Source organism: Pseudomonas sp. ATCC PTA-122608 (assembly GCF_001952855.1).
In the GTDB taxonomy this organism is placed as follows: domain Bacteria; phylum Pseudomonadota; class Gammaproteobacteria; order Pseudomonadales; family Pseudomonadaceae; genus Aquipseudomonas.
In genome coordinates this window covers 121145-142616 of the sequence record NZ_LPNO01000055.1, presented here as the reverse complement: position 1 = coordinate 142616, position 21472 = coordinate 121145, and the positions used below count along the sequence as shown (strand labels likewise).

Here is a 21472-nt window from a genome sequence, read left to right as displayed (position 1 = left end):
CGCTTTTATGCAAAAGCGGCCTTTTTTGTGCCCGTAAAAAAGCTCAGGTGCTGTCTGTGGCGAGGGAGCTTGCTCCCGTTGGGCTGCGCAGCGGCCCCAAAATTTCTACGGGCGCTACGCACCCGAACGGGAGCAAGCTCCCTCGCCACAATAAGGTGTCGCTTAGGCCGACTTCGCCATGATCAGTCCGGTCGCGCTCGCTGCTTCCAGCCGAATCGCTACAAACTTCGACGTTGGCGTATGGCTGCCATCCCCCGTGCTCTCCAGCGGTACCAGTGGGTTCACCTCCGGGTAATAAGCCGCCGCCTGCCCCGCCGGAATATCAAACGCCAGCAGGGTAAAGCCCTTCACGCGGCGCTCACGCCCGTCATCCCAGATCGACACGATGTCAGCCTTCTGCCCTGGCTTGAAGCCTAGGCGGATGATGTCGGCTTCGTTGACGAACAACACATCCCGCTGACCCTTGACCCCACGATAGCGATCGTCCAGGCCATAAATCGTGGTGTTGTACTGATCGTGGGAACGCATCGACTGCATGATCAGGTCCGGCAATTGCCCGGTGTTGCGGGTGCGTTCGTGCACCAGGTCCTTGGGCAGGATGTTCGGGCGGAAGTTGGCGCGGCCCGAAGGGGTGTTCCAGCGACGGGCGCCGGCCGAGTTGCCCAGGTAGAAACCACCCGGGTTTTTCAGGCGTTCGTTGAAGTCCCTGAAGCCGGGAATGGTGTCGGCAATCAGGTCGCGAATGCGGTCGTAATCGGCCACCAGCCAGTTCCAGTCCACCGGCTTGCTGCCCAATGTAGCGGCAGCAATGCCCGCCAGAATCGCAGGCTCGGATTTCATCTGTTTCGACAATGGCTGCAGCTGGCCATTGGAGGCGTGGACCATGCTGAACGAGTCTTCCACGGTCACGGCTTGCGGGCCTTCGGCCTGGATGTCGATGTCGGTGCGGCCCAGGCATGGCAGGATCAGTGCGTCCTTGCCGTGCATCAGGTGGCTGCGGTTGAGCTTGGTGCTGATCTGCACGGTCAGGTCGCAATTGCGCAGGGCTTCAAAGGTGCGCGGGCTGTCCGGCGTGGCTTGGGCGAAGTTGCCACCCAGACCGATAAATATCTTGGAGCGGCCTTCGAGCATGGCGTGAATTGCTTCCACCACGTTGTGGCCGTTGTCGCGCGGCACCTGGAACTGGAAACGACGCTCCAGGGAGTCAAGGAACGCCACCGGTGGCCGTTCGTTGATGCCCATGGTGCGGTCGCCCTGCACGTTGCTGTGGCCGCGCACCGGGCACAGGCCGGCGCCTGGGCGGCCAATGTTGCCGCGCAGCAGCATCAGGTTGGCGATTTCCTGGATGGTCGGCACCGAGTGGCGATGTTGGGTGATGCCCATCGCCCAGCACATGATCACGTTCTTGCCTTTGGCATACATGCGCGCGGCTTGCTCGATCTCCACCAGGGTCAGGCCAGACTGCTCGACGATTTCATCCCATGAGGTGTCGTCGATCTTGCCCAGGTAATCCAGCACGTTGGCGGTGTGTTCGTTGAGGAAGTCGTGATCGAACACGGCCTCTTTGCCTTCGGCCTGAGCCTGGCGTTCCCACAGCAGCAGGAATTTGGCCATGCCGCGCAGGATGGCCATGTCGCCACCCAGCGCCGGGCGGAAGTAGGCGGTGTTGGTCGGCTTGTCACCATTTGTGAGCATTTCCAGCGGGTGTTGCGGGTGCTGGAAGCGTTCCAGGCCACGCTCCTTCAGCGGGTTGATGCACACCACCTGAGCGCCGCGCTTGACCGCTTCGCGCAGTGGCTCCAGCATCCGAGGATGGTTGGTGCCGGGGTTCTGGCCCCAGACGAAAATCGCGTCCGCATGTTCGAAGTCATCGAAGGTCACGGTGCCTTTGCCCACGCCCACACTTTGCGCCAGGGCGACGCCGCTGGCTTCGTGACACATGTTCGAGCAGTCCGGGAAATTGTTGGTGCCGTAGGCGCGCACGAACAGTTGATACAGGTAAGCCGCTTCGTTGCTGGCCCGGCCCGAGGTATAGAACTCGGCCATGTCCGGGTTTGGCAGCGCATTGAGGTGCTTGCCGATCAAGTCGAAAGCCGATTCCCAGCTGATGGGCTTGTAGCGATCGGTTTCGGCGTCGTAGCTCATTGGCTCGGTCAGACGGCCCTGATATTCCAGCCAGTAATCGCTCTGCTCCAGCAGCGCGCTGACGCTGTGCTTGGCGAAGAATGCGGCATCGACCCGGCGCTTGGTGGCTTCCCAGTTGACCGCCTTGGCGCCGTTCTCGCAGAACTTGACCATGCCGCTTTCCGGCGAATCACCCCAGGCGCAGCCCGGGCAGTCGAAACCGCCGTTCTGGTTGGTCTTGAGCATCATGCGGATGTTTTTCAGCGCGTTGTCGCTGGTCAGCCAGGCTTGCGCCACGCTGATCAGTGCGCCCCAGCCACCGGCCGGGCCTTTGTAGGGCTTGTAGCGCGGGGTAGGTTTGTCGTCGGCTTGATGATGAGTGCTCACGCTTGATTCTCCATCGCAGGGCTATAGACCCGCGGCGCACTTTTCTGCGGCAGGTGGATGAGATTGAGGTTGTGCCGACGGGCCCATTGCAGGGCCAGGCCGGTGGGCGACGACAGGCTGACCAGGGTCTGGATGCCTGCGCGCAATACTTTCTGGATCAGTTCGAGGCTGCAGCGACTGGTGACAATCGCCAGGCCGCCGTCGGTCGGAATCTTTTGGCGGATCAGCGCGCCGATCAGCTTGTCGAGAGCGTTATGCCGGCCGATGTCTTCACGGCCCAGCAGCAATTCGCCCTGATTGTTCATGAACACTGCCGCATGCACCGCGCCGCTGTACTGGCCCAGCGGTTGGAACGCGCTGATGCGCTGGCGCAGACCGTCCAGCCAGTCGGCAGGTGGCAAAGGCGCGCCGGGCAGCACTTTGAGGTTGGGCAGCGCCTGTTCCACCGCTTCCACGCCGCACAGCCCACAGCCGCTGGTACCCGCCAGTTGCCGGCGCTGCTGCTTCATATTCCAGAAAGCGCGGCTGGAAATCTGCACCTGAGCGTATTGGGTCGAACCCGAGCCGCTGATTTTCAGGTCATAAATGTCGCTAACGTCTTCGATAATGCCGCTACCGATACTGAAGCCGACGATAAAGTCTTCAAGGTCGGTTGGCGTCACCAGCATCACTGCCTGGCTGATGTCGTTATAGGCAATCGCCAACGCAACTTCCTCGGCGAGCGCGGTGCTGGCCGATTCGGTGTGTTCGAGATTACAAAACTGATAACTCTGGCTGGCGGCGGGCGCGGGCGTTTCGAGGGCGGGCGCCGCGCAGACTGGGCGCTGGGCGTTCATTGGGCATTACCACCGGAAGTATTCAGCTGTAAGACTAGGCGCGACAAAGGGTCGCGTCTAATCGTCAGTACTGATCTACCGATAGATGACGTCGATCAAGGTTCCAGAAGCGATTTCTGATACAGCGCAAAACAGGCTTCTGCCAGCGCCGAACGCGGCGCACTGCGGCGCATGATCAGCCCCAGGCGGGCCAGTGTGTGAGCGTCTTCAATGGGTTGCAGGCGCAAGTGCTCGGTGAGGGCGTCGAGGCCGCCGTCCAGTGGCATTACCGCGCAGCACAGGCCGCCGTGCACGGCTTGTAACAACTGATGGACGGCATCGGTCTGCAACAGCGGCTGTGGGTTGAGGCCGCGGCTGTGGAAGTTGTGGTCGATGGACTGGCGAAAGTGCATGCCGCTGGTGAGCATGCCCAAGGGCAGTTCGATCAGCGCTTCCCAGCTCAGGGGCTTGTCGCCGAAGCTGAAAAACCGTTGGTCGTACAGCAGGCCCATGCGGGTTTCACCCAAGGCCAGGGAGTCGAAGCGCTCGGCGTCCAGGCGCTCCAGGTACGACACGCCGAGGTCCAGACGGTTGCTCGCCAGCTGTTCAAGAATTTGTTCGGAGCTCAGCGCTGACAACTCAAAGCGCAGGCTCGGGTGTTCCTTATGCAGCTTCTGCATCAACGCCAGCGGATCGAAACTCGACAACGGCACCACGCCCAGGCGCAACGTGCCCACCAGATTGCCGCGACACGCCGCCGCCTCGGCCTGCAAACCGTCATACGCGGCCAGCACCGTGCGTGCCCAGGCCAGCACGCGTTCGCCGGGGGCGGTAAAGCCTTCGAAACGCTGGCCGCGATTGACCAGCGGCAGCTGTAGCTCTTCTTCCAGGCTGCGCAGGCGCATCGACAGGGTCGGCTGGGTGATGTGGCAGCGCGCCGCCGCCTGGCCAAAGTGACGGGTTTCGTCGAGGGCGATGAGGAATTTCAGCTGTTTGATGTCCATCTTCGCTCCGGGCTTATTCCAATGCGGTGGGATTCTAGCGTGTTTGAGTCGTTGGTCAGGCTGGAACCCAATTCTGTAGGACTGGTCTAGTCTTTGGCATCTGGAAATTAAATCCCAAGGAGAGCGCACCATGAGTATTTTTAGCTTTGTTAAGGAAGCAGGCGAGAAGTTGATTGATCTGTTGACGCCGGGTAATGCCAACGCGGGTGATGAGCTGAAGAAGCACATTAATGAAGTCGGGTTGGGCAATCCCAATATCACCGCGACGGTTGATGGCGATAAGGTCACCGTTAAAGGTGAAGTGGGCAGCCAGGAAGAGAAAGAAAAAATCATTTTGGCCGCTGGCAATATTGCCGGTGTTGGCAGCGTGGATGACCAAATTACCGTGGCTGCCGGCGCACCTGTTGTCGCGGCCGCCCGCTTTGTTGTGGTGAAAAAAGGCGATACCCTGAGCGCAATTTCGCTGGCGGTGTATGGCAATGCCAATCAGTACCAAAAAATCTTTGAGGCCAACAAACCGATGCTCAAGGATGTGAACAAGATTTACCCAGGGCAGACGCTGCGTATTCCTGAGTAATACGCGAACCAAATGTGGGAGCGGGCTTGCTCGCGAAAGCGGTGGATCAGTCAATATATTCAGTGGCTGACACACCGCATTCGCGAGCAAGCCCGCTCCCACATTGGATCTTCAGCGTTGTCACAAACCTACGATCAATTCCCGGTAATCCCCAACCGCCGCAAACTCCGCCGTGTCCTTAGGCCCCTTCCGGCTGTCCGGTTCCTTCACGGCCAGCAAGTGCCCCACGCCAAAATCCCGGGCACTGCGCAGGATCGGCAAGGTGTCGTCGATAAACAGGCTGCGGGCCGGGTCGAAGGCGATGTCGGCGTGCAGGGCGTCCCAGAACTGTGGGTTTTCCTTGGCGAAACCATAGTCGTGTGAACTGATCAGTCGCTCGAAATAAGGCGCCAACTCGATGCGTTCCAGCTTCAACGACAGCGAATCCCGATGGGCGTTGGTGATCAGGATCACCCGCTTGCCGGCCTGTTTGATCGCGGCCAGGAAAGTATCGGCATCCGGGCGCAAGGCGATCAGGTGCGCGGTTTCCAGCTTGAGTTCGCGCACCGGGATCTTGAGTTCTGCGCTCCAGAAATCCAGGCAATACCATTGCAACTGTCCGGCGTTACGCTCGAACAATGGTTGCAACTCCATCTCGGCCATCGCCCGGCTCACACCATGCAACTCGGCATAGCGCTGGGGCAGGTGCTCCATCCAGAAATGGTTGTCGAAGTGCAGGTCGAGCAAGGTGCCGTCCATGTCCAGCAGGACGGTGTCGATGGCGTGCCAGGGCAGTGGAGGCATAAAGAACACTCATGTAAGAAAAGATATCCGACACAGACAATCGGAAAAGCCACGGTATAGTAACCCGATCACGCCAAGGAGCCGCTCATGCGCCAGAAACCCACCGTCCTCGCCCGCGAAATAGTCGCCAGTAGCCGTTTGTTCCGCGTGGAGGAAGTGCAATTGCGCTTTTCCAATGGCGTGGAGCGGACCTACGAGCGCTTGGTGGGTAGAGGGGCCGGTTATGGCGCGGTCATGATCGTGGCGATGATCGACTCGGACCACGCGCTGTTGATCGAGGAATATTGCGGCGGCACCGATGAGTATGAACTGTCGTTGCCCAAGGGCTTGATTGAGCCGGGCGAGGATGTGTTGGCAGCAGCAGACCGCGAGCTCAAGGAAGAAGCCGGTTTTGGTGCCCACCAGTTGGAGCACATCACCGAGCTTTCGCTGTCTCCCGGCTACATGAGCCAGAAAATCCAGGTGGTGCTGGCCACCGAGCTGTACGAAGAGCGCCTGGAAGGCGACGAGCCGGAGCCGATGCGCGTCGATCGGGTCAACCTGCGGGAGCTCTCGCAGTTAGCGCAGAACGAGCAGTTCAGCGAGGGCCGCGCCTTGGCGGCGCTGTATCTGGTGCGCGACCTGTTGACTCAACGTGGAGCGTTCCAGCCATGAGCGAACTTTTCCTGGGTCACCCGTTTATTGCCCCCGTGATTGAATTGGCCCGCCAGGCCGGCGAGGTGATCATGCCGTATTGGCGCGCCGATGTGGCCGTCACTACCAAGACCGATGATTCGCCGGTGACGGCCGCCGACCTGGCGGCTCATCATCTGATCCTCGCCGGGCTGACTGCGCTGGACCCGAGCATTCCGGTGCTCTCGGAGGAAGACGCGGATATCGACCAGAGCGTACGCGCCGGTTGGCAGCGCTGGTGGCTGGTAGACCCGCTGGATGGCACCAAGGAATTCATCTCTGGCAGCGAGGAGTTCACCGTTAACATCGCGCTGATCGAAAAGGGTCGCGTGGTGTTTGGTGTGGTGTCGATGCCTACCAGCGGTCGGTGCTACTTCGGTGGTGCCGGGCTGGGTGCCTGGCGTTCCGATGTGAGTGCTGCGCCCAAGCAAATCCAGGTGCGCCAGACACCGGCGACGGGTGAAGCGTTTACCGTGGTTGCCAGTCGTCGCCATACGAGCCCTGAACAGGACCGCTTGCTCGCAGGCTTGAGCGCCGGATTGGGTGAGTTGAAGCTGGCGAATATCGGCAGTTCGCTGAAGTTTTGCCTGTTGGCCGAAGGCAGCGCAGATTGCTACCCGCGTCTGGCGCCGACCTCGCAGTGGGACACCGCCGCGGCACAGGGCGTACTGGAAGGGGCGGGTGGTGAGGTGCTGGAATTGAATGGGCAACCGTTCAGCTATCCGGCGCGGGAGTCGCTACTGAACCCATTTTTCCTTGCACTTCCGGCCAAAGCGGAGTGGCGTGAGCGATTGCTGACCCTGGCCCGTTCTTAAACACAACATCGATCAAAAATGTGGGAGCGGGCTTGCTCGCGAAAGCGGTCTTTCAGTGCCAGATGTATCAACTGACAGATTGCATTCGCGAGCAAGCCCGCTCCCACAGTTGTTATGTGTGCAGGACGTACTGGCCGGTAAAGGCTACGGCCCGATCTTCACTGCCCTCATTGACGATCCACGTCTCCAGCGCCAAGCGCGCCCGGCCATAACGCTTGTAGGTCGCTAAAAATCGTTTCCACACCTTCTCATCAGGTGCCTGGCAAATCGCCGTGGCATCCGTGGTCACCGGCAGCGGATAGCTGATCTGTCCTTCCTGAATCACGATATGCCCGTCTTCGATCCCTTCCTCACGCAATTGCAAATGCAGCCAACCCCAACCCGCAAGCACGGCGCCGCAATAAAGGCTGCCACCAAACATGGTGCTCTTGTGGTTGATGTTGGCGTCCAGCGGCAAGCGCAGTTGCAGTTGCCGGTCCTGCCAGTCGATAACCTTGAGGCCCATTTCCCGGGTCAGGGGAATGTCGTGGTGAAGGATCGATTCCAGGTAACGGCTATCGCGACTCATGGTGGCCTCGTGGCAGGTGGAAAAGGGTCATTCGTCGTCAGCGTGGCTGTTGCCACTGTCGGCGAAATTCAGCCCGTGCTTGCGCAGTTTGTCGTGCAGGGTTTTACGCGGCACGCCCAGGGCCTCGGCGAGGCTGCGCATGGAGTTGTGGGTGCGTGCCAGTTCGGCGGCGATCAGGCTTTTTTCAAACTGCTCGACCTGTTCACTCAAGCCGCCGGGTGTGCTGGTCAGTACGCCGGCAGAAGGGCTGTCCGGGGTGTTGTCCAGCGCCAGTTCAAGGCCCAGGGCAAAACGCTCGGCGGCGTTTTGCAGCTCGCGCACATTGCCCGGCCAGCTGTGACGCAACAGCAATGCGCGTTGCCCCGGTTGCAGCTCCTTCATCGGTAGCCCGTGGCGGGTGCTGGCTTCGTCGGCAAAGTGCTGGAACAGCATCAACGCATCCTCACCCCGTTCGCGCAGCGGCGGAATGCGCAGGGGTGCGACGTTCAGGCGGTAATACAAGTCGGCGCGGAAGCGGCCCTGGTCGGCGGACTGGCGCAGGTCTTCCTTGGTGGCGGCGATGATGCGGATATCCAGCGGGATCAGCTGATTACCCCCCAGCCGCTCCACCACACGCTCCTGCAACAGCCGCAGCAGCTTGACCTGCACATCCAGGCTCATGCTTTCGATTTCGTCGAGAAACAGCGTGCCGCCGTTGGCAAATTCGAACTTGCCGATGCGCCGTTTCTGGGCGCCGGTGAAGGCGCCTGGCTCATGTCCGAACAGCTCGCTTTCCACCACTGACTCGGCCAAGGCGCCGGCGTTGATTGCCACAAACGGGCCGGTGCGGCGGTTCGACAGGTCGTGCAGCGCACGCGCCACCACTTCCTTGCCGGCGCCGGTCTCGCCGAGGATCAGCACGTCAGCCTTGGTCGCCGCCAGTGCGCCAATCTGCTCGCGCAGGCGCAGCATTTGCGGGGAGTGCCCCACCAGGCGTGTGCTCAATTGCTGACGGTCACTCAGGGCCAGGCGCAGGCTGCGGTTGTCCAGTACCAGGCGGCGCAAGGCCAGGGCACGGCGCACGCTGTCGAGCAGGGCGTCGCTGGCGAAGGGTTTTTCCAGGAAATCGTAGGCGCCGGTGCGCATGGCTTGCACCGCCAGTGGCACGTCGCCGTGGCCGGTGATCAGCAGCACCGGCAGTTCCGGGTCCTGGGCGTGGAGCTCCCTCAACAGTTCCAGGCCGTCCATGCCGGGCATGCGGATGTCGCTCACCACAACCCCCGGCCAGTCCCGGGAAAGGCGCGCGGTCAGGCCCTGGGCTTCGCCGAGGGTCAGGACTTTCAGCCCGGCCAGGTCCAGGGTCTGGCACAGGGCCTGACGCAGGTGTGGATCATCGTCGATCAACACCACCTGAATCTGGTTATCGATACTCATACACTGCGGTCCTCGGACGGTTGCAGACTGACACCCGGTGCTCCGGCGCGCAGTTTCAAGGTTAACAGCGCGCCACCTTCCTTGTGGTTGGCGAACAACAGTTCACCGCCAAAGGCGCGCATCAGGGTGTCGCAGATCGCCAGGCCCAACCCCAGGCCCTGGGTGCGGGTCTTGGTGGTGTAGAAGGGCTCGCTGGCGCGGCCCAGGGCTTCCATGCAGAAGCCCGGACCGTTGTCGCGAATGTACAGGTTGACGCCCTGTTCGGTGGTTTGGGCACTCAACCAGAGTTTGCGCGGCGGGCCTTTTTCGGTCAGGGCGTCCAGGGCGTTGGCCAGCAGGTTGCCCAATACCTGGCGCAGGCGGGTTTCGCCGGCGGCGACCCACAAGGTGGCTTCGGGCAAATCGCGGATCAACTCGACTTCCATGGACCGCCTGCGCTTGGCCAGCAGCGCCAGCGCATCATCCAGGGCCGGTTGCAGGGCCACGCTTTCCGGCGCATGTCGGTCGCGCCGGGCGAAGGCGCGCAAGTGGGCGATGATCGAGGCCATGCGCCCGGTCAACTCGCTGATCAGCTTGAGGTTGCCGCGGGCGTCGTCGGTGCGTTGGTGGTCCAGCAGGATCTCGGCGTTTTCCGCGTAGCTGCGAATCGCCGCCAGCGGTTGGTTGAGCTCGTGGCTGATGCTTGCCGACATGGTGCCCAGCGCGGAAAGCTTGCCCGCCTGCACCAGGTCATCCTGAGCCCGCACCAATTCCTGCTGTGCGTGCTCGCGCTCCAGCACTTCCTGCTTCAGGCGTCGGTTGAGGCCTTCCAGGTCGCTGGTTCGCTCGATCACGCGCATCTCCAGCTCGCGGCGAGCCTTGGCTTCGAAGGCGATGCGTTCCAGGTAGTGACGACGGCGCTGCATCATCAGGCCGAGCAGCAGCATCAGCACCAGCAACGTTGCGCCACCCACAGCGACTACGGTACGCACCGGGCGGCTGATCAAGGTACGGGGCGCGAGAATCTCGACTTTCCAGCCAGTTTCGGCGATGTCCGTGGATTGGCGCACCCACGCCGTAGGGCTTAGGCTTAGCGGCTGCGGGTCCCGGGTCGGGTAGGGCTGGATGGCAATGATGGCCTGGCGTTCTTCGTCAGTCAGCGGCCGGGTGGCACGGAATCGCCATTGCGGGCGCGAGGTGAGGATCACCACGCCGTTGTGGTCGGTCACCAGCAGTTGTTCCGGCGTGTTGCCCCACAAGCTTTCGGTGTGGTCCAGGTCGACCTTTACCACCAGCACGCCGATGATCCTGTCGCCATCGCGCACGGCAGCGGCGAAAAAGTAGCCGCGCTTGGCCGAGGTGGTGCCCAGGCCGAAAAAGCGCCCCAGGCGCCCGGCCATGGCTTCGCTGAAATACGGGCGGAAGGAAAAATTACGCCCGACGAAGCTGTCCTGCTTGTCCCAGTTGGACGCGGCGAGGGTCTTGCCGGTGGTGTCCATCAGGTACATCACTTCCACCCCGGCCTGAGCGGCGACGTCCTTGAGCAGGTGGTTGGCGTTGACCAGGTTGGTGCTGACCTGGGGTGCGTCGATGGCGGTACGCAGGGCCGGCAGGTCGCCGAGAATTTGTGGCAACACTTCGTAGCGGTGCAGGGTGCCCAGCAGGTTGGCGACGTACAGGTCCAGCGTCTGACGGTTCTGACCGGCCAGTTCGCTGCGGTAATAGCGCTCGGCCAAGTGCTCCAGCGGCCACAACAACGGTGCCAGGCACAGCGCCAGCAACGCCAGGCTGCGCCAGCGGGGTCTTCGCGGAAGGGGTGGAGTCATGGGAGTCATGCGCCTGTGGGTACAGGCGCATTATGCCTAGTGCTGCTCGGCAAGACACTCGCGCAATGCGTCGTGCCACTGCGGTTGCGAGACGTGCCACTGCTGTTGCAGGCGGCTGCAATCCAGGCGCGAGTTCAGCGGGCGCTTTGCCGGAGTCGGATAGGCGCTGGAGGGAATCGGTTCCAGCTCGGCGCAGGCACGGCCGCTGGCCCGTAGTTGCTCGCCGATGGCCTGGGCAAAACCGAACCACGAGGTCTCGCCTTGGGCGGTCAGGTGATAGACACCCCAGTCTCCGGCCTGGCCTGCTTGCCAGCGTTCGATCAAGGCACGGGTGCTGTTGGCGATGGTCCCGGCCCAGGTCGGCGCACCGATCTGGTCGGCAACGATGCGCATCTGCGGTTTTTCCTGCAGCAAGCGTTGCATGGTCAGGAGGAAGTTTTTGCCATGGGTCGAGTAGACCCAACTGGTGCGCAGAATCAGGTGTTCACCGCCGACTGCGGCGATCGCCTGTTCACCGGCCAGCTTGCTTGCGCCGTAGACGCCCAGCGGGTTGGTAACGTCGCCCTCGTTGTAGGGCGCGGCCTTGCTGCCGTCGAATACATAGTCGGTGGAGTAGTGGATCAGCGGGATGCCGAGTGCCTTGGCTTCCTCAGCGAAAACGCCGGGCGCGGTGGCGTTGATGGCGAAGGCCACGTCCGGTTCGCTCTCGGCTTGATCCACCGCCGTATGGGCGGCGGCATTAATGATCAGGCCGGGGCGATGGGCGCGCACTTGCTGGCGTATCTGCTCGGGGTGGTTCAGGTCCAGCTGGTCGCGACCCAGCACGATCAACTCGCCCAAGCCCTGGAGGCGCTGTTGCAGCTCCCGGGAGACCTGGCCGTGCTGGCCGCTGATGAGGATTTTCAACGGGCTGCTCATGGGAACAGGTCGGCTTCTTTGAGGCTCATGCCGTTCTGGTCCTTGGTGGACAAGGTGGGCGCGCCGGTCAGTTGCCAGTCGATGTTGAGGTCCTGGTCGTCCCAGCGAATGCACCGTTCTGCCGAGGGCGTGTAGTAATCCGTGGTTTTGTAGAGGAACTCGGCGTAGTCGCTGAGCACCACAAAACCATGGGCAAATCCCGGTGGAATCCACAGTTGGCGATTATTCTCGGCAGACAAGCGTGCGCTTGCCCATTTGCCGAAGTTCGGTGAGCTGCGGCGGATATCCACCGCCACGTCCAGCACTTCACCAGCGGTTACACGCACCAGTTTGCCCTGAGGGTGCTCGACCTGATAGTGCAGGCCACGCAGCACACCTTTTTGCGAGCGCGAGTGGTTGTCCTGCACGAACTCTTGTTGCAAACCCGTCGCCTGGGCGAAAGCCCGGGCGTTGAAACTCTCATAAAAAAAGCCGCGCTCATCGCCAAAAACCTTCGGCTCGATGATCAAGACACCGGGCAGTTCAGTGGCGGTCACATTCATTTAGTTTCCCCAGCGAGAGTGAACAAGTATTGACCATAGCCGGTTTTGCCAAAATATTTGGCCCGCTCCAGCAAGTGATCACGGTTGATCCAACCGTTCTCGTAAGCGATTTCTTCGAGGCACGCCACTTTCAAACCCTGGCGGTGCTCGATGGTCTGAACGTACGTGGAGGCTTCCAGCAGGCTGTCGTGGGTGCCGGTGTCGAGCCAGGCAAAGCCACGGCCGAAGCGTTCCACGTGCAGATCGCCGCGCTGGAGGTAGGCGTTGTTGACGTCGGTGATCTCCAGTTCGCCGCGCGGCGATGGCTTGACCGCCTTGGCGATCTTGATCACGTCGTTGTCGTAGAAGTACAGGCCGGTCACCGCGTAGCTCGACTTTGGCTTGGCGGGTTTTTCCTCGATGGAAAGCGCGCGGCCCTCACTGTCGAAATCGATCACGCCGAAACGCTCTGGGTCCTTGACCCAATAACCGAATACCGTGGCGCCAGATGGGCGCTCAGCAGCCGTGCGCAGTTGGTCGCCGAAGTGCTGGCCGTGGAAAATGTTATCGCCCAGGATCAAGCACACCGGATCATCACCGATAAACTCTTCGCCAATCAAAAACGCCTGTGCCAGACCGTCCGGGGACGGCTGCTCTGCATAGGTGAAGCGCACGCCAAACTGGCTGCCGTCGCCCAACAGATTGCGGTATTGCGGCAAGTCCACCGGGGTGGAAATCAGCAGGATGTCCTTGATCCCGGCCAGCATCAGCACCGAGATCGGGTAGTAGATCATCGGCTTGTCATACACCGGCAACAGCTGTTTCGAGACGCCCAGGGTAATGGGGTGCAAACGAGTGCCGGAGCCACCGGCCAATACGATTCCCTTCATCATGCGATCAAATCCTTAACGTCAGTGTTGCCCAATCGTTCGCCCTGATAACTGCCGTCCTGGACCCTGCGGCACCATTCCAGGTTATCGAGGTACCACTGCACGGTTTTGCGCAGGCCGGTTTCAAAGGTTTCTTCAGGCACCCAGCCCAGTTCGCGTTCGATCTTGCTGGCATCGATCGCGTAGCGCTGGTCGTGGCCTGGACGATCCTTGACGAAGGTGATCAGGTCGGTAAATTTTTCAACGCCGGCCGGACGCTGAGGGGCCAGCTCTTCCAACAGGCCGCAGATGCTGCGCACCACGTCGATATTCTTCTGCTCGTTATGGCCGCCGATGTTGTAGGTCTCGCCCACCACACCTTCAGTTACCACTTTGAACAGCGCGCGGGCGTGGTCTTCGACGAACAACCAGTCGCGCACTTGCAGGCCATCGCCATATACCGGCAACGGTTTACCGGCCAGAGCATTGAGGATCACCAGCGGGATCAGCTTCTCGGGGAAGTGGAACGGCCCGTAGTTGTTCGAGCAGTTGGTCAGCAATACCGGCAGGCCATACGTGCGCTGCCAGGCGCGGACCAGATGATCGGACGCGGCCTTGCTCGCGGAGTACGGCGAGCTGGGCGCGTAAGGCGTGGTTTCGGTGAACAGGTCATCGACGCCATGCAGGTCGCCATACACTTCATCGGTGGAAATGTGGTGGAAGCGGAAGGCGCTTTTGGCCGGCTCTTCCAGCTTCTGCCAATAGGCGCGGGCGGCCTCCAGCAGGCTGTAGGTGCCGACGATATTTGTCTGGATAAAATCCGACGGGCCGTCGATGGAACGGTCCACATGGGACTCGGCCGCCAGGTGCATGATCGCGTCTGGCTCAAAGCGCGCGAGCACGGCGCTGACGGTGGCCTGGTCGATGATGTCGGCCTGGACGAACTCATAGCGGCTGTTGTTCGCGACGCTGGTCAGCGAATCGAGGTTGCCTGCATAGGTCAGTTTGTCCAGGTTGAGCACTTCGTGCTCGGTGTGTTGAATCAGGTGCCGGATCAGAGCGGAACCGATGAATCCGGCGCCGCCGGTGATGAGAATGCGCATGTCGGAAGCCCTTTTCCTTAGACGGACATTAAGCGAATGGAGCATAGCTTGAGTTGTGGCGCGAGACGGTGCAAGGGGCGATGGCAATTTGCGTGCCGAAACACCGCATTTGCAGGGGTTGCATAACCCCCGTCAACAATGGCGATATAAGCGCCTGATAAAGACACCAGGGGTCGTCACATGTTGCTCGCCACGTTGATTCATCGCGCCAGCCTGCCATGCCCGCAAGTCGGGCCGGAGCCTGCGGCGCGGCTACTGGAGCAGCATTACGGCCTCGGTGGGGCGATGCAGTCCCTCGGCAGCCAGCAAGACCTCAACTACCGCATCGACAGCGACCGTGGCCGTTTTGTGCTGAAAATCTGCCGGGGCGACTACGCCGCCGTCGAGTTGCAGGCCCAGCACGCCGCCCTCAAGCATCTGCAGGAACATTCGGACGTACGGGTGCCGAGGGTGATTTCGGCTCTTAAGGGTGAAGAACTGCTGACCGAGAAGGTCGCCGGTCAAACCGTGCACCTGCGGCTGCTGGATTACATCGACGGCCAACCGCTGACTCACTTGCCTCATTTAGGCCGTGAAGTGATCGCAGGCTTCGGCGAACTCTGCGGGCGGATGAGCCGGGCGCTGGCCGGCTTCGAGCATCCGGGCCTGGAACGCACCCTGCAATGGGACCCGCGCCATGCCCTTGAGCTGATCACCCATTTGCTGTCGACCCTCGAAAACCTCCCGCATCGTGCCGAGCTTGAGCACGTGGTGGAGCAGGTCGAGCGCCGCGTGCGGCCTTTGGCCGATCACTTGCCGTGGCAAGCCGTGCACATGGATATCACCGATGACAACGTGGTCTGGCAGCGCGATGCCCAGCGGCATTGGCAGGTCCAGGGTGTGATCGACTTCGGAGATCTGGTACGCACCTGGCGTATTGCCGACCTGTCTGTGACCTGTGCCGCGCTGCTGCACCACGCCGAGGGCGATCCGTTCGCGATTCTGCCGGCGATTCAGGCATGCCACGCGATTACCCCGTTGCAGCACCAAGAGTTGCAGGCGTTGTGGCCCCTGATCGTCGCGCGGGCCGCCGTGTTGGTGCTGAGCAGTGAACAGCAGCAAAGCCTGGACCCGGATAACGCGTACCTGTTGAAGAACGCCGAGCATGAGTGGGAAATTTTCCGCGTGGCCACCTCGGTGCCTTTTGAGCTGATGGAGGCGGCGATTCTTGGCTGTGTCGGTGCCGAGCTGCCACCCATTGCCGGCGAGGGCTTTGCGCCATTGTTACCGGGGTTGGTCGGGCGTGAATTTGCGTTGATCGACCTGGGCGTACTCAGCCCGCATTTCGAGGCGGGGAACTGGGAGCAGGAAGGCATTGATCGGCGGCTTTTAGAGGAGGCGGCCTTGGTGCATGGGCTGGCAGCCAGCCGTTATGGTCAATACCGGCTGTCCCGAACCCAGCCCGACAGCGCCGTGGAACCGGAGACTTTCCCGCTTCACGTAGAACTGCATATGCCATTGGGCGCTACGGTGGAAGCGCCGTTCGCCGGCACCTTGCGCTACGCCGCCGACGGCCTGCTGTGCCTGCACAGCGCGCAGTTGAGCGTTCGCTTGTGGGGCGTGAGCGCCCTGTTGCAGCACGGCGCCGCAGTGGTAAAAGGTCAGGTACTCGGCGAAGTGGTTGCGCCGCTGACGGTGCAACTGTGCCGCGCCGAGCTTGAGCCGCCGCTGTTCTGCACGCCTTCCCGGGCCGCGGCCTGGCAGGTGTTGTGCCCGTCCCCGGCCACTTTGCTGGGGCTGGCGTGCGATGCCGAGCCGGAGTTGGACCCCGAAGCCCTGCTGGCCCGGCGCGACGCCAGTTTCGCCCGCTCGCAAAAGCACTACTACGTCGACCCGCCGCGCATCGAGCGCGGCTGGCGCAATCACCTGATCGACATGCAGGGCCGCTCCTACCTCGACATGCTCAACAACGTCGCGGTGCTCGGCCACGGCCATCCGCGCATGGCCCAAGTGGCGGCACGGCAATGGTCGCTGCTCAACACCAACTCGCGCTTCCACTATGCAGCGATTGCCGAATTCTCCGAGCGTTTGCTGGCGCTGGCGCCGGATTCCATGGACCGGGTGTTCCTGGTCAACAGCGGCACCGAAGCCAACGACCTGGCGATTCGCCTGGCCTGGGCCTACAGCGGCGGGCGCGACATGCTCAGTGTGCTGGAGGCTTACCACGGCTGGTCGGTGGCGGCGGACGCGGTGTCGACCTCGATTGCTGACAACCCCCAGGCCTTGAGCAGCCGCCCGGATTGGGTGCACCCGGTGACCGCGCCGAATACCTATCGCGGCGAATTTCGCGGGCAGGACAGTGCCCCGGACTATGTGCGTAGCGTGGAACATAACCTGGCGAAAATCGCCGCGCAGAACCGCCAGCTGGCGGGCTTCATCTGTGAGCCGGTGTATGGCAATGCCGGCGGGATTTCCCTGCCGCCCGGCTATTTGCAACAGGTGTACGCCCTTGTTCGGGAACAGGGCGGCGTGTGCATCGCCGATGAAGTGCAGGTGGGTTACGGCCGCATGGGCCATTTCTTCTGGGGGTTTGAAGAGCAGGGCGTGGTGCCGGACATCATCACCATGGCCAAGGGCATGGGCAACGGCCAGCCATTGGGCGCGGTAATCACCCGTCGGGAAATCGCCGAGGCGCTGGAGGCCGAGGGTTACTTCTTCTCATCCTCGGGAGGAAGCCCGGTGAGTTGCCGGATCGGCATGGCGGTGCTGGACGTGATGGAGGAAGAAAAGCTCTGGGAAAACGCCCAGGTGGTAGGCGGACATTTCAAGGCGCGTCTGGAGGCGTTGGTCCAACAGTATCCATTGGTGGGCGCCGTGCATGGTTCCGGGTTTTACCTCGGGCTGGAACTGGTCCGCGACCGACAAACCCTGGAACCGGCCACCGAAGAGACCGCACTGCTGTGCGATCGGCTGCGGGAACTCGGGATCTTCATGCAGCCCACTGGCGACTATCTGAACATCCTCAAGATCAAGCCGCCAATGGTCACCTCCCGGCACAGTGTGGATTTCTTCGTCGACATGCTGGCGAAGGTGTTGGACGAGTCGCTTTAAGTATTTTGTTGGGGTAATTCGATTGTTATCGGTAATTTTTCGGTAATTTATGAGTAGTAGATGTAAATCGTCTTTTAAGGTCGATTTTTATCCGATATAAAGGCGCCATGCTCACGCAGCCGTCCCAGGAGATTTTTCATGACCACTTTGCACAGCACCCCCCGCGCCGACGGCTTCTACATGCCTGCCGAATGGGCGCCACAGACCCAAACCTGGATGATCTGGCCCGAGCGCCCGGACAACTGGCGTCTGGGCGGCAAGCCGGCGCAAGCCGCCCACGTGGCGGTGGCCAAGGCCATTGCACGCTTTGAACCGGTGACCGTGGCCGTCTCGGCCGGCCAGTACGAAAACGCCCGGGCGCGCCTGGACGTGCCGAATATTCGCCTGGTGGAAATGTCCAGCGACGACGCTTGGGTACGTGATACCGGGCCGACCTTCGTGATCAACAACACCGGCGAAGTCCGTGGGGTGAACTGGGATTTCAACGCCTGGGGCGGCTTCGACGGCGGCCTGTATTCGCCGTGGAACCGCGATTCCCAAGTGGGCGGCAAGATCCTCGAGATCGAGCGCAGCCCGCGTTATCGCACCGAAGGCTTTGTGCTGGAAGGTGGTTCGATCCACGTCGACGGCGAAGGCACCCTGATCACCACCGAAGAATGCCTGCTCAACCGCAATCGCAATCCGCACCTTCAGCGTGAGGAAATCGCAGCGGTGCTCAGCGCCAACCTGGCTGTGGATAAGATCATCTGGCTGCCGGATGGCCTCTTCAACGACGAAACCGACGGGCATGTGGATAACTTCTGCTGCTACGTGCGCCCGGGTGAAGTGTTGCTGGCCTGGACCGACGACCCGCAAGACCCGAACTACGCACGCTGCCATGCCGCCATGGACGTGCTGCAAAGCAGCACCGACGCCCAGGGACGCTCGTTCACAGTGCATAAAATGCCGATCCCGGGGCCGCTGTATGCCACCGAGGAAGAATGTGCAGGCGTTGATCCGGTAGACGGCAGCCAGGAGCGCAATCCTAGCGTGCGGTTGGCCGGTTCCTACGTCAATTTCCTGATCGTCAACGGCGGCATCATCGCGCCGAGCTTCGACGACCCGCTGGACAGTCGCGCCAAGGAGATTCTGCAGAGCCTGTTCCCGCAGCACGAAGTGGTGATGGTGCCTGGCCGCGAACTGTTACTGGGGGGTGGCAACATTCACTGCCTGACCCAGCAGCAGCCGGCTCCGCACAAAAACTGAGTGCACTTGTAACAGCTTGATGCCGGGTTGAACGGCAATTGAGCGCGTCGCAGATCGAACGCTCACAGCAAGCCCACGGCCCGTCAGGTTCGTGGGCTTTTTTGCGTCCATGTGCCGATAAACCGGGCACATTGGCATAGCTCTTGTATCGATCTTGCGACACAGAGCAGGGTGTATGACTAAGCAGTTCTGTCATAAACCTTGAGTAAGTTAGCCGCTCATGCAGTCGGAGAGAGCGCTGAAATGAATGCCGATATCAACCTGATGTACACGCGCACGTTCCACCCTTTGCGGGTGAACGGTGACGCGATCCATGCGCTGGCGCTCTGGTTGAAGGAAAACGGTTCAAGGCAGATCAGGACGCCCGACCCGCGCCGGGTGATGAGCGAACAGTACCCTGTGGGGCTGTTCAGCGAGGACGAGGTGCAGGCGTTGTGTGAGTTGATGGGCACCTTGTAGGAGCGAGCTTGCTCGCGAAGGGCGATAACGATGATGCGGGGAGCCTGACTCCCCGCAGCGACCTCAGGTTTTTCGCGAGCAAGCTCGCTCCTACAGGAACTGTTAGAAGCTGTAGGTTCCGGTCACCACCAAGCTCCGCGGGTCGCCGAACTGAATCTGCGCCGCACTGGTCGCTGACGCGTAGTACGTCTTGTCGCTGATATTGTTCAGCGCCGCCCGCACATCCCATTCCTTCTGCCGGAACCCGGCCAGTGCATCCCAGCGCCCATAACCCGGTAACACCACTGTGTTGGCGTTATCCGCGTAACGATCACCCACCAATGTCAGCCCGGTTTCCGCATACCAGCCCATCTCCGGTTTCCAGGTGACGAACAGGCTGGCATTACGCTTGGCTACATCGCTGATGCGCTTGCCTTCAAAGCCATTGTTGTCCTTCACCACCTTGGCGTCCTGCACGCCAACCCCACCACGCACGTACCAGTTGCCGACGATCTTCCCGGTCGCGGTCAACTCCACGCCACGGGAGCGCTGCTCACCGCTGAGCAAGGTAATGGTAGGGTCCAGCGGGTCGCGGGTGCGGCGGTTGTAGAGTTCCAGTTCGTACACCGCCAGGGTGGTGCTCAGGCGGTCGTCGAGCCAGTCGCTCTTGACCCCGATTTCCTTCTGTTTGGTCAGCTCCGGGCTCAGGTCGTTGGCGTTGCCCGCCGCGTTGGGCGTGATGCCGATCAGGCCACCGCCGGTAGGCGAGAAGGTCTTGCTCCACGAGGCATAGAACGAATGGTGTTCCAGCGGCGTCCAGACCAGGCCTACGCGCGGGCTGGTGCTGTGGCTCACGACGTGTTCCGAGGCGTTGGTCAGTTTGTTGGTGGACTCCACATCAAAGCGGTCATAGCGCAAACCGGCGAGCAGTTGCCACTGGTCGTTCAGGCGCAGTTGGTCCTGCACATACAAGCCCTGGCTTTGCGCTTCGGTGTGACTGCTGCTGAAGGCCGGCAGGCGACCGTAGTGGCGCAGGTCCGTGTTGGGGTTGTACACATCCACGCTCGGCACAGCGGCGAGGGGCGCTCGATAGAGTTTCGGGTCACGGCGCTGGTTACCCAACTCCACGCCGGTCAGCAAGCGATGCTCCAGGCCAAAGGTGGTGAAACCGCCTTCCAGCTCGACGTTGTTGAAGAGGTTGCGTGTGGTCAAGTCCTGCTGCCAGCGCTGGCGCCCGACCTTGTTGGTTTTTGGGTCGTAGCTGACGGCATAGGTGTTATCGAAGTCGCTGTCGAGGGTAAACACGCCCAGCGTATGGCGCAGTTGCCAACTGTCGTTCAGTTCATAGGCAAGCCGGGAGCGCAGGGATTGGGACTTGTCGTCGATGTAATCGCGCTTGTCACCATAAGTAGTGCCGCGACTGACATCCGCCGGGCGCCCGTTGACCCCGGGAATGCCACGGTCCGGCGTGCGGTTGTAGCGGCTGTATTCGTACTGCACCAGCCAGTTCAGGTCCGGGGTCAGCTGCCAGCTCATGGACGGCGCAAACAGCTGGCGATTGCCGCTGACGCCATCGCGGAAACTGTTGTTGTCCTCGTTGCCCATGTTCAGGCGCAGGCTGATGTTATCGGTGGCGTCGGTGCTGAGGTCGGCATACAGGCTGCGCAAATCATTGCTACCGCCCTGGGCCTCGATGCTGGAGGCGTGACCGGCCTGGGGCAGCTTGCTCACGCGATTGACGATGCCGCCCTGGCCGCCTCGGCCGTACAACACTGCTGCCGGGCCCTTGAGCACTTCGATGCGCTCGATGTTGTGCAGGTCGCGCACGTATTGGCTGTCGTCGCGAATACCGTCCAGGTAGAAGTCGTTGCTGGCGTCGAAGCCACGGATGCGCAGGCTGTCGAAACGCGTGTCGGCGCCGCTGCTGACGTTGGGTACGCCGCTCAACGCCTGGCCCAGGTCATTGGTCCCGTAGGAGCGCAGGTTGTCGGTTTTTACCGAGTCGATAGCCTGGGGTACATAACGCACGGGCGTAGCGGTGCGGGTGGCGGTGCTGGTTTCCTTGACGCGCGGGTCGTCCTCGTCGGCTTCGGCACTTACGGAGGTTTCCGGCAGGACGGTTGCAGCGCAGGCAAATCCGGCAGACAGCAGGACAGAAAGCCCAAGGGTAATGGGCGTCAGGCGGAAGGCAGGCATCGGGGTGAGTGTCCAAAAAAGGTTGGCAGGATAAAAGCGCGCTAATGGTAATGCTTGCTATTTGCGCAAGTTATCTATTCCTAAACGTACCTTTCTGAAAACTGTTACGGCGTATGTTTTTCAGGGTTA

18 protein-coding genes are annotated in these 21472 nt (G+C 61.5%); 6 read left to right on the top strand and 12 right to left on the bottom strand.

All coding sequences use genetic code 11. From position 1 onward, the window contains the following. Window positions 1-162: 162 nt before the first annotated feature. The 3 genes from AU074_RS32430 to AU074_RS32420 form a co-directional block, all read right to left on the bottom strand. A complete protein-coding gene (locus AU074_RS32430; protein ID WP_076018172.1) occupies window positions 163-2511 on the bottom strand; it encodes an FdhF/YdeP family oxidoreductase in 2349 nt (782 codons plus the stop codon). Next, window positions 2508-3347 (bottom strand): formate dehydrogenase accessory sulfurtransferase FdhD, encoded by an 840-nt coding sequence (fdhD, locus tag AU074_RS32425; protein WP_076018171.1) that lies wholly within the window; start codon window positions 3345-3347, stop codon window positions 2508-2510. Before fdhD ends, AU074_RS32430 begins: the two co-directional genes overlap by 4 nt. Before the next feature lie 95 nt (window positions 3348-3442). Continuing rightward, window positions 3443-4330, bottom strand: coding sequence for a LysR family transcriptional regulator (locus AU074_RS32420; protein WP_017478126.1), 888 nt, complete (start codon window positions 4328-4330; stop codon window positions 3443-3445). 130 nt (window positions 4331-4460) lie between these two features. Here AU074_RS32420 and lysM point away from each other — a divergent pair, with 130 nt between their 5' ends. Then, window positions 4461-4907, top strand: a complete 447-nt coding sequence (lysM, locus tag AU074_RS32415; RefSeq protein WP_076018170.1) for a peptidoglycan-binding protein LysM — start codon at window positions 4461-4463, stop codon at window positions 4905-4907. 120 nt (window positions 4908-5027) lie between these two features. On the opposite strand, the gene yrfG is transcribed toward lysM, so the two are convergent. Then, window positions 5028-5690: a GMP/IMP nucleotidase gene (gene yrfG / locus AU074_RS32410; RefSeq protein ID WP_010168969.1), complete on the bottom strand. Its 663-nt coding sequence runs from the start codon at window positions 5688-5690 to the stop codon at window positions 5028-5030. Window positions 5691-5777: 87 nt separating this feature from the next. On the opposite strand from yrfG, the gene nudE reads away from it, so the two are divergent. Together nudE and cysQ are read left to right on the top strand one after the other, a co-directional pair. Continuing rightward, window positions 5778-6344, top strand: a complete 567-nt coding sequence (gene nudE / locus AU074_RS32405) for an ADP compounds hydrolase NudE (RefSeq protein WP_076018169.1) — start codon at window positions 5778-5780, stop codon at window positions 6342-6344. Then, window positions 6341-7177, top strand: coding sequence for a 3'(2'),5'-bisphosphate nucleotidase CysQ (gene cysQ / locus AU074_RS32400; RefSeq protein ID WP_076018168.1), 837 nt, complete (start codon window positions 6341-6343; stop codon window positions 7175-7177). Before nudE ends, cysQ begins: the two co-directional genes overlap by 4 nt. Before the next feature lie 112 nt (window positions 7178-7289). On the opposite strand, the gene AU074_RS32395 is transcribed toward cysQ, so the two are convergent. Genes AU074_RS32395 through rfbB form a run of 7 tightly spaced genes read right to left on the bottom strand, consistent with a single transcriptional unit; the run spans window position 7290 to window position 14374 of the window. Continuing rightward, the gene (locus AU074_RS32395) at window positions 7290-7745 is read right to left on the bottom strand and encodes a YiiD C-terminal domain-containing protein (RefSeq protein WP_076018167.1); all 456 of its coding nucleotides are present in this window, start codon (window positions 7743-7745) and stop codon (window positions 7290-7292) included. Window positions 7746-7772: 27 nt separating this feature from the next. Further along, window positions 7773-9158, bottom strand: coding sequence for a sigma-54 dependent transcriptional regulator (locus AU074_RS32390; RefSeq protein ID WP_076018166.1), 1386 nt, complete (start codon window positions 9156-9158; stop codon window positions 7773-7775). Continuing rightward, window positions 9155-10963 (bottom strand): ATP-binding protein, encoded by a 1809-nt coding sequence (locus AU074_RS32385; RefSeq protein WP_076018165.1) that lies wholly within the window; start codon window positions 10961-10963, stop codon window positions 9155-9157. The genes AU074_RS32390 and AU074_RS32385 overlap by 4 nt, the downstream gene beginning before the upstream one ends. Window positions 10964-10999: 36 nt before the next feature. Next, window positions 11000-11881 (bottom strand): dTDP-4-dehydrorhamnose reductase, encoded by an 882-nt coding sequence (rfbD, locus tag AU074_RS32380; RefSeq protein ID WP_076018164.1) that lies wholly within the window; start codon window positions 11879-11881, stop codon window positions 11000-11002. Further along, window positions 11878-12423 (bottom strand): dTDP-4-dehydrorhamnose 3,5-epimerase, encoded by a 546-nt coding sequence (gene rfbC, locus AU074_RS32375; RefSeq protein ID WP_076018163.1) that lies wholly within the window; start codon window positions 12421-12423, stop codon window positions 11878-11880. The genes rfbD and rfbC overlap by 4 nt, the downstream gene beginning before the upstream one ends. Beyond that, complete coding sequence (gene rfbA, locus AU074_RS32370; protein WP_076018162.1) at window positions 12420-13295, bottom strand: glucose-1-phosphate thymidylyltransferase RfbA; 876 nt, start codon at window positions 13293-13295, stop codon at window positions 12420-12422. Before rfbA ends, rfbC begins: the two co-directional genes overlap by 4 nt. Next, a complete protein-coding gene (gene rfbB / locus AU074_RS32365) occupies window positions 13292-14374 on the bottom strand; it encodes a dTDP-glucose 4,6-dehydratase (protein ID WP_076018161.1) in 1083 nt (360 codons plus the stop codon). Before rfbB ends, rfbA begins: the two co-directional genes overlap by 4 nt. A 180-nt stretch (window positions 14375-14554) precedes the next feature. Here rfbB and AU074_RS32360 point away from each other — a divergent pair, with 180 nt between their 5' ends. The 3 genes from AU074_RS32360 (at window position 14555) to AU074_RS32350 (ending at window position 19168) form a co-directional block, all read left to right on the top strand. Beyond that, window positions 14555-17464: an aminotransferase gene (locus AU074_RS32360; RefSeq protein ID WP_076018160.1), complete on the top strand. Its 2910-nt coding sequence runs from the start codon at window positions 14555-14557 to the stop codon at window positions 17462-17464. Between the two features lie 138 nt (window positions 17465-17602). After that, a complete protein-coding gene (aguA, locus tag AU074_RS32355; protein ID WP_076018159.1) occupies window positions 17603-18709 on the top strand; it encodes an agmatine deiminase in 1107 nt (368 codons plus the stop codon). Between the two features lie 243 nt (window positions 18710-18952). Beyond that, complete coding sequence (locus AU074_RS32350) at window positions 18953-19168, top strand: hypothetical protein (protein WP_076018158.1); 216 nt, start codon at window positions 18953-18955, stop codon at window positions 19166-19168. Between the two features lie 102 nt (window positions 19169-19270). On the opposite strand, the gene AU074_RS32345 is transcribed toward AU074_RS32350, so the two are convergent. Further along, on the bottom strand, window positions 19271-21343 hold the full coding sequence (locus AU074_RS32345; RefSeq protein ID WP_076018157.1) for a TonB-dependent siderophore receptor: 2073 nt from the start codon (window positions 21341-21343) through the stop codon (window positions 19271-19273). Window positions 21344-21472: the final 129 nt, after the last annotated feature.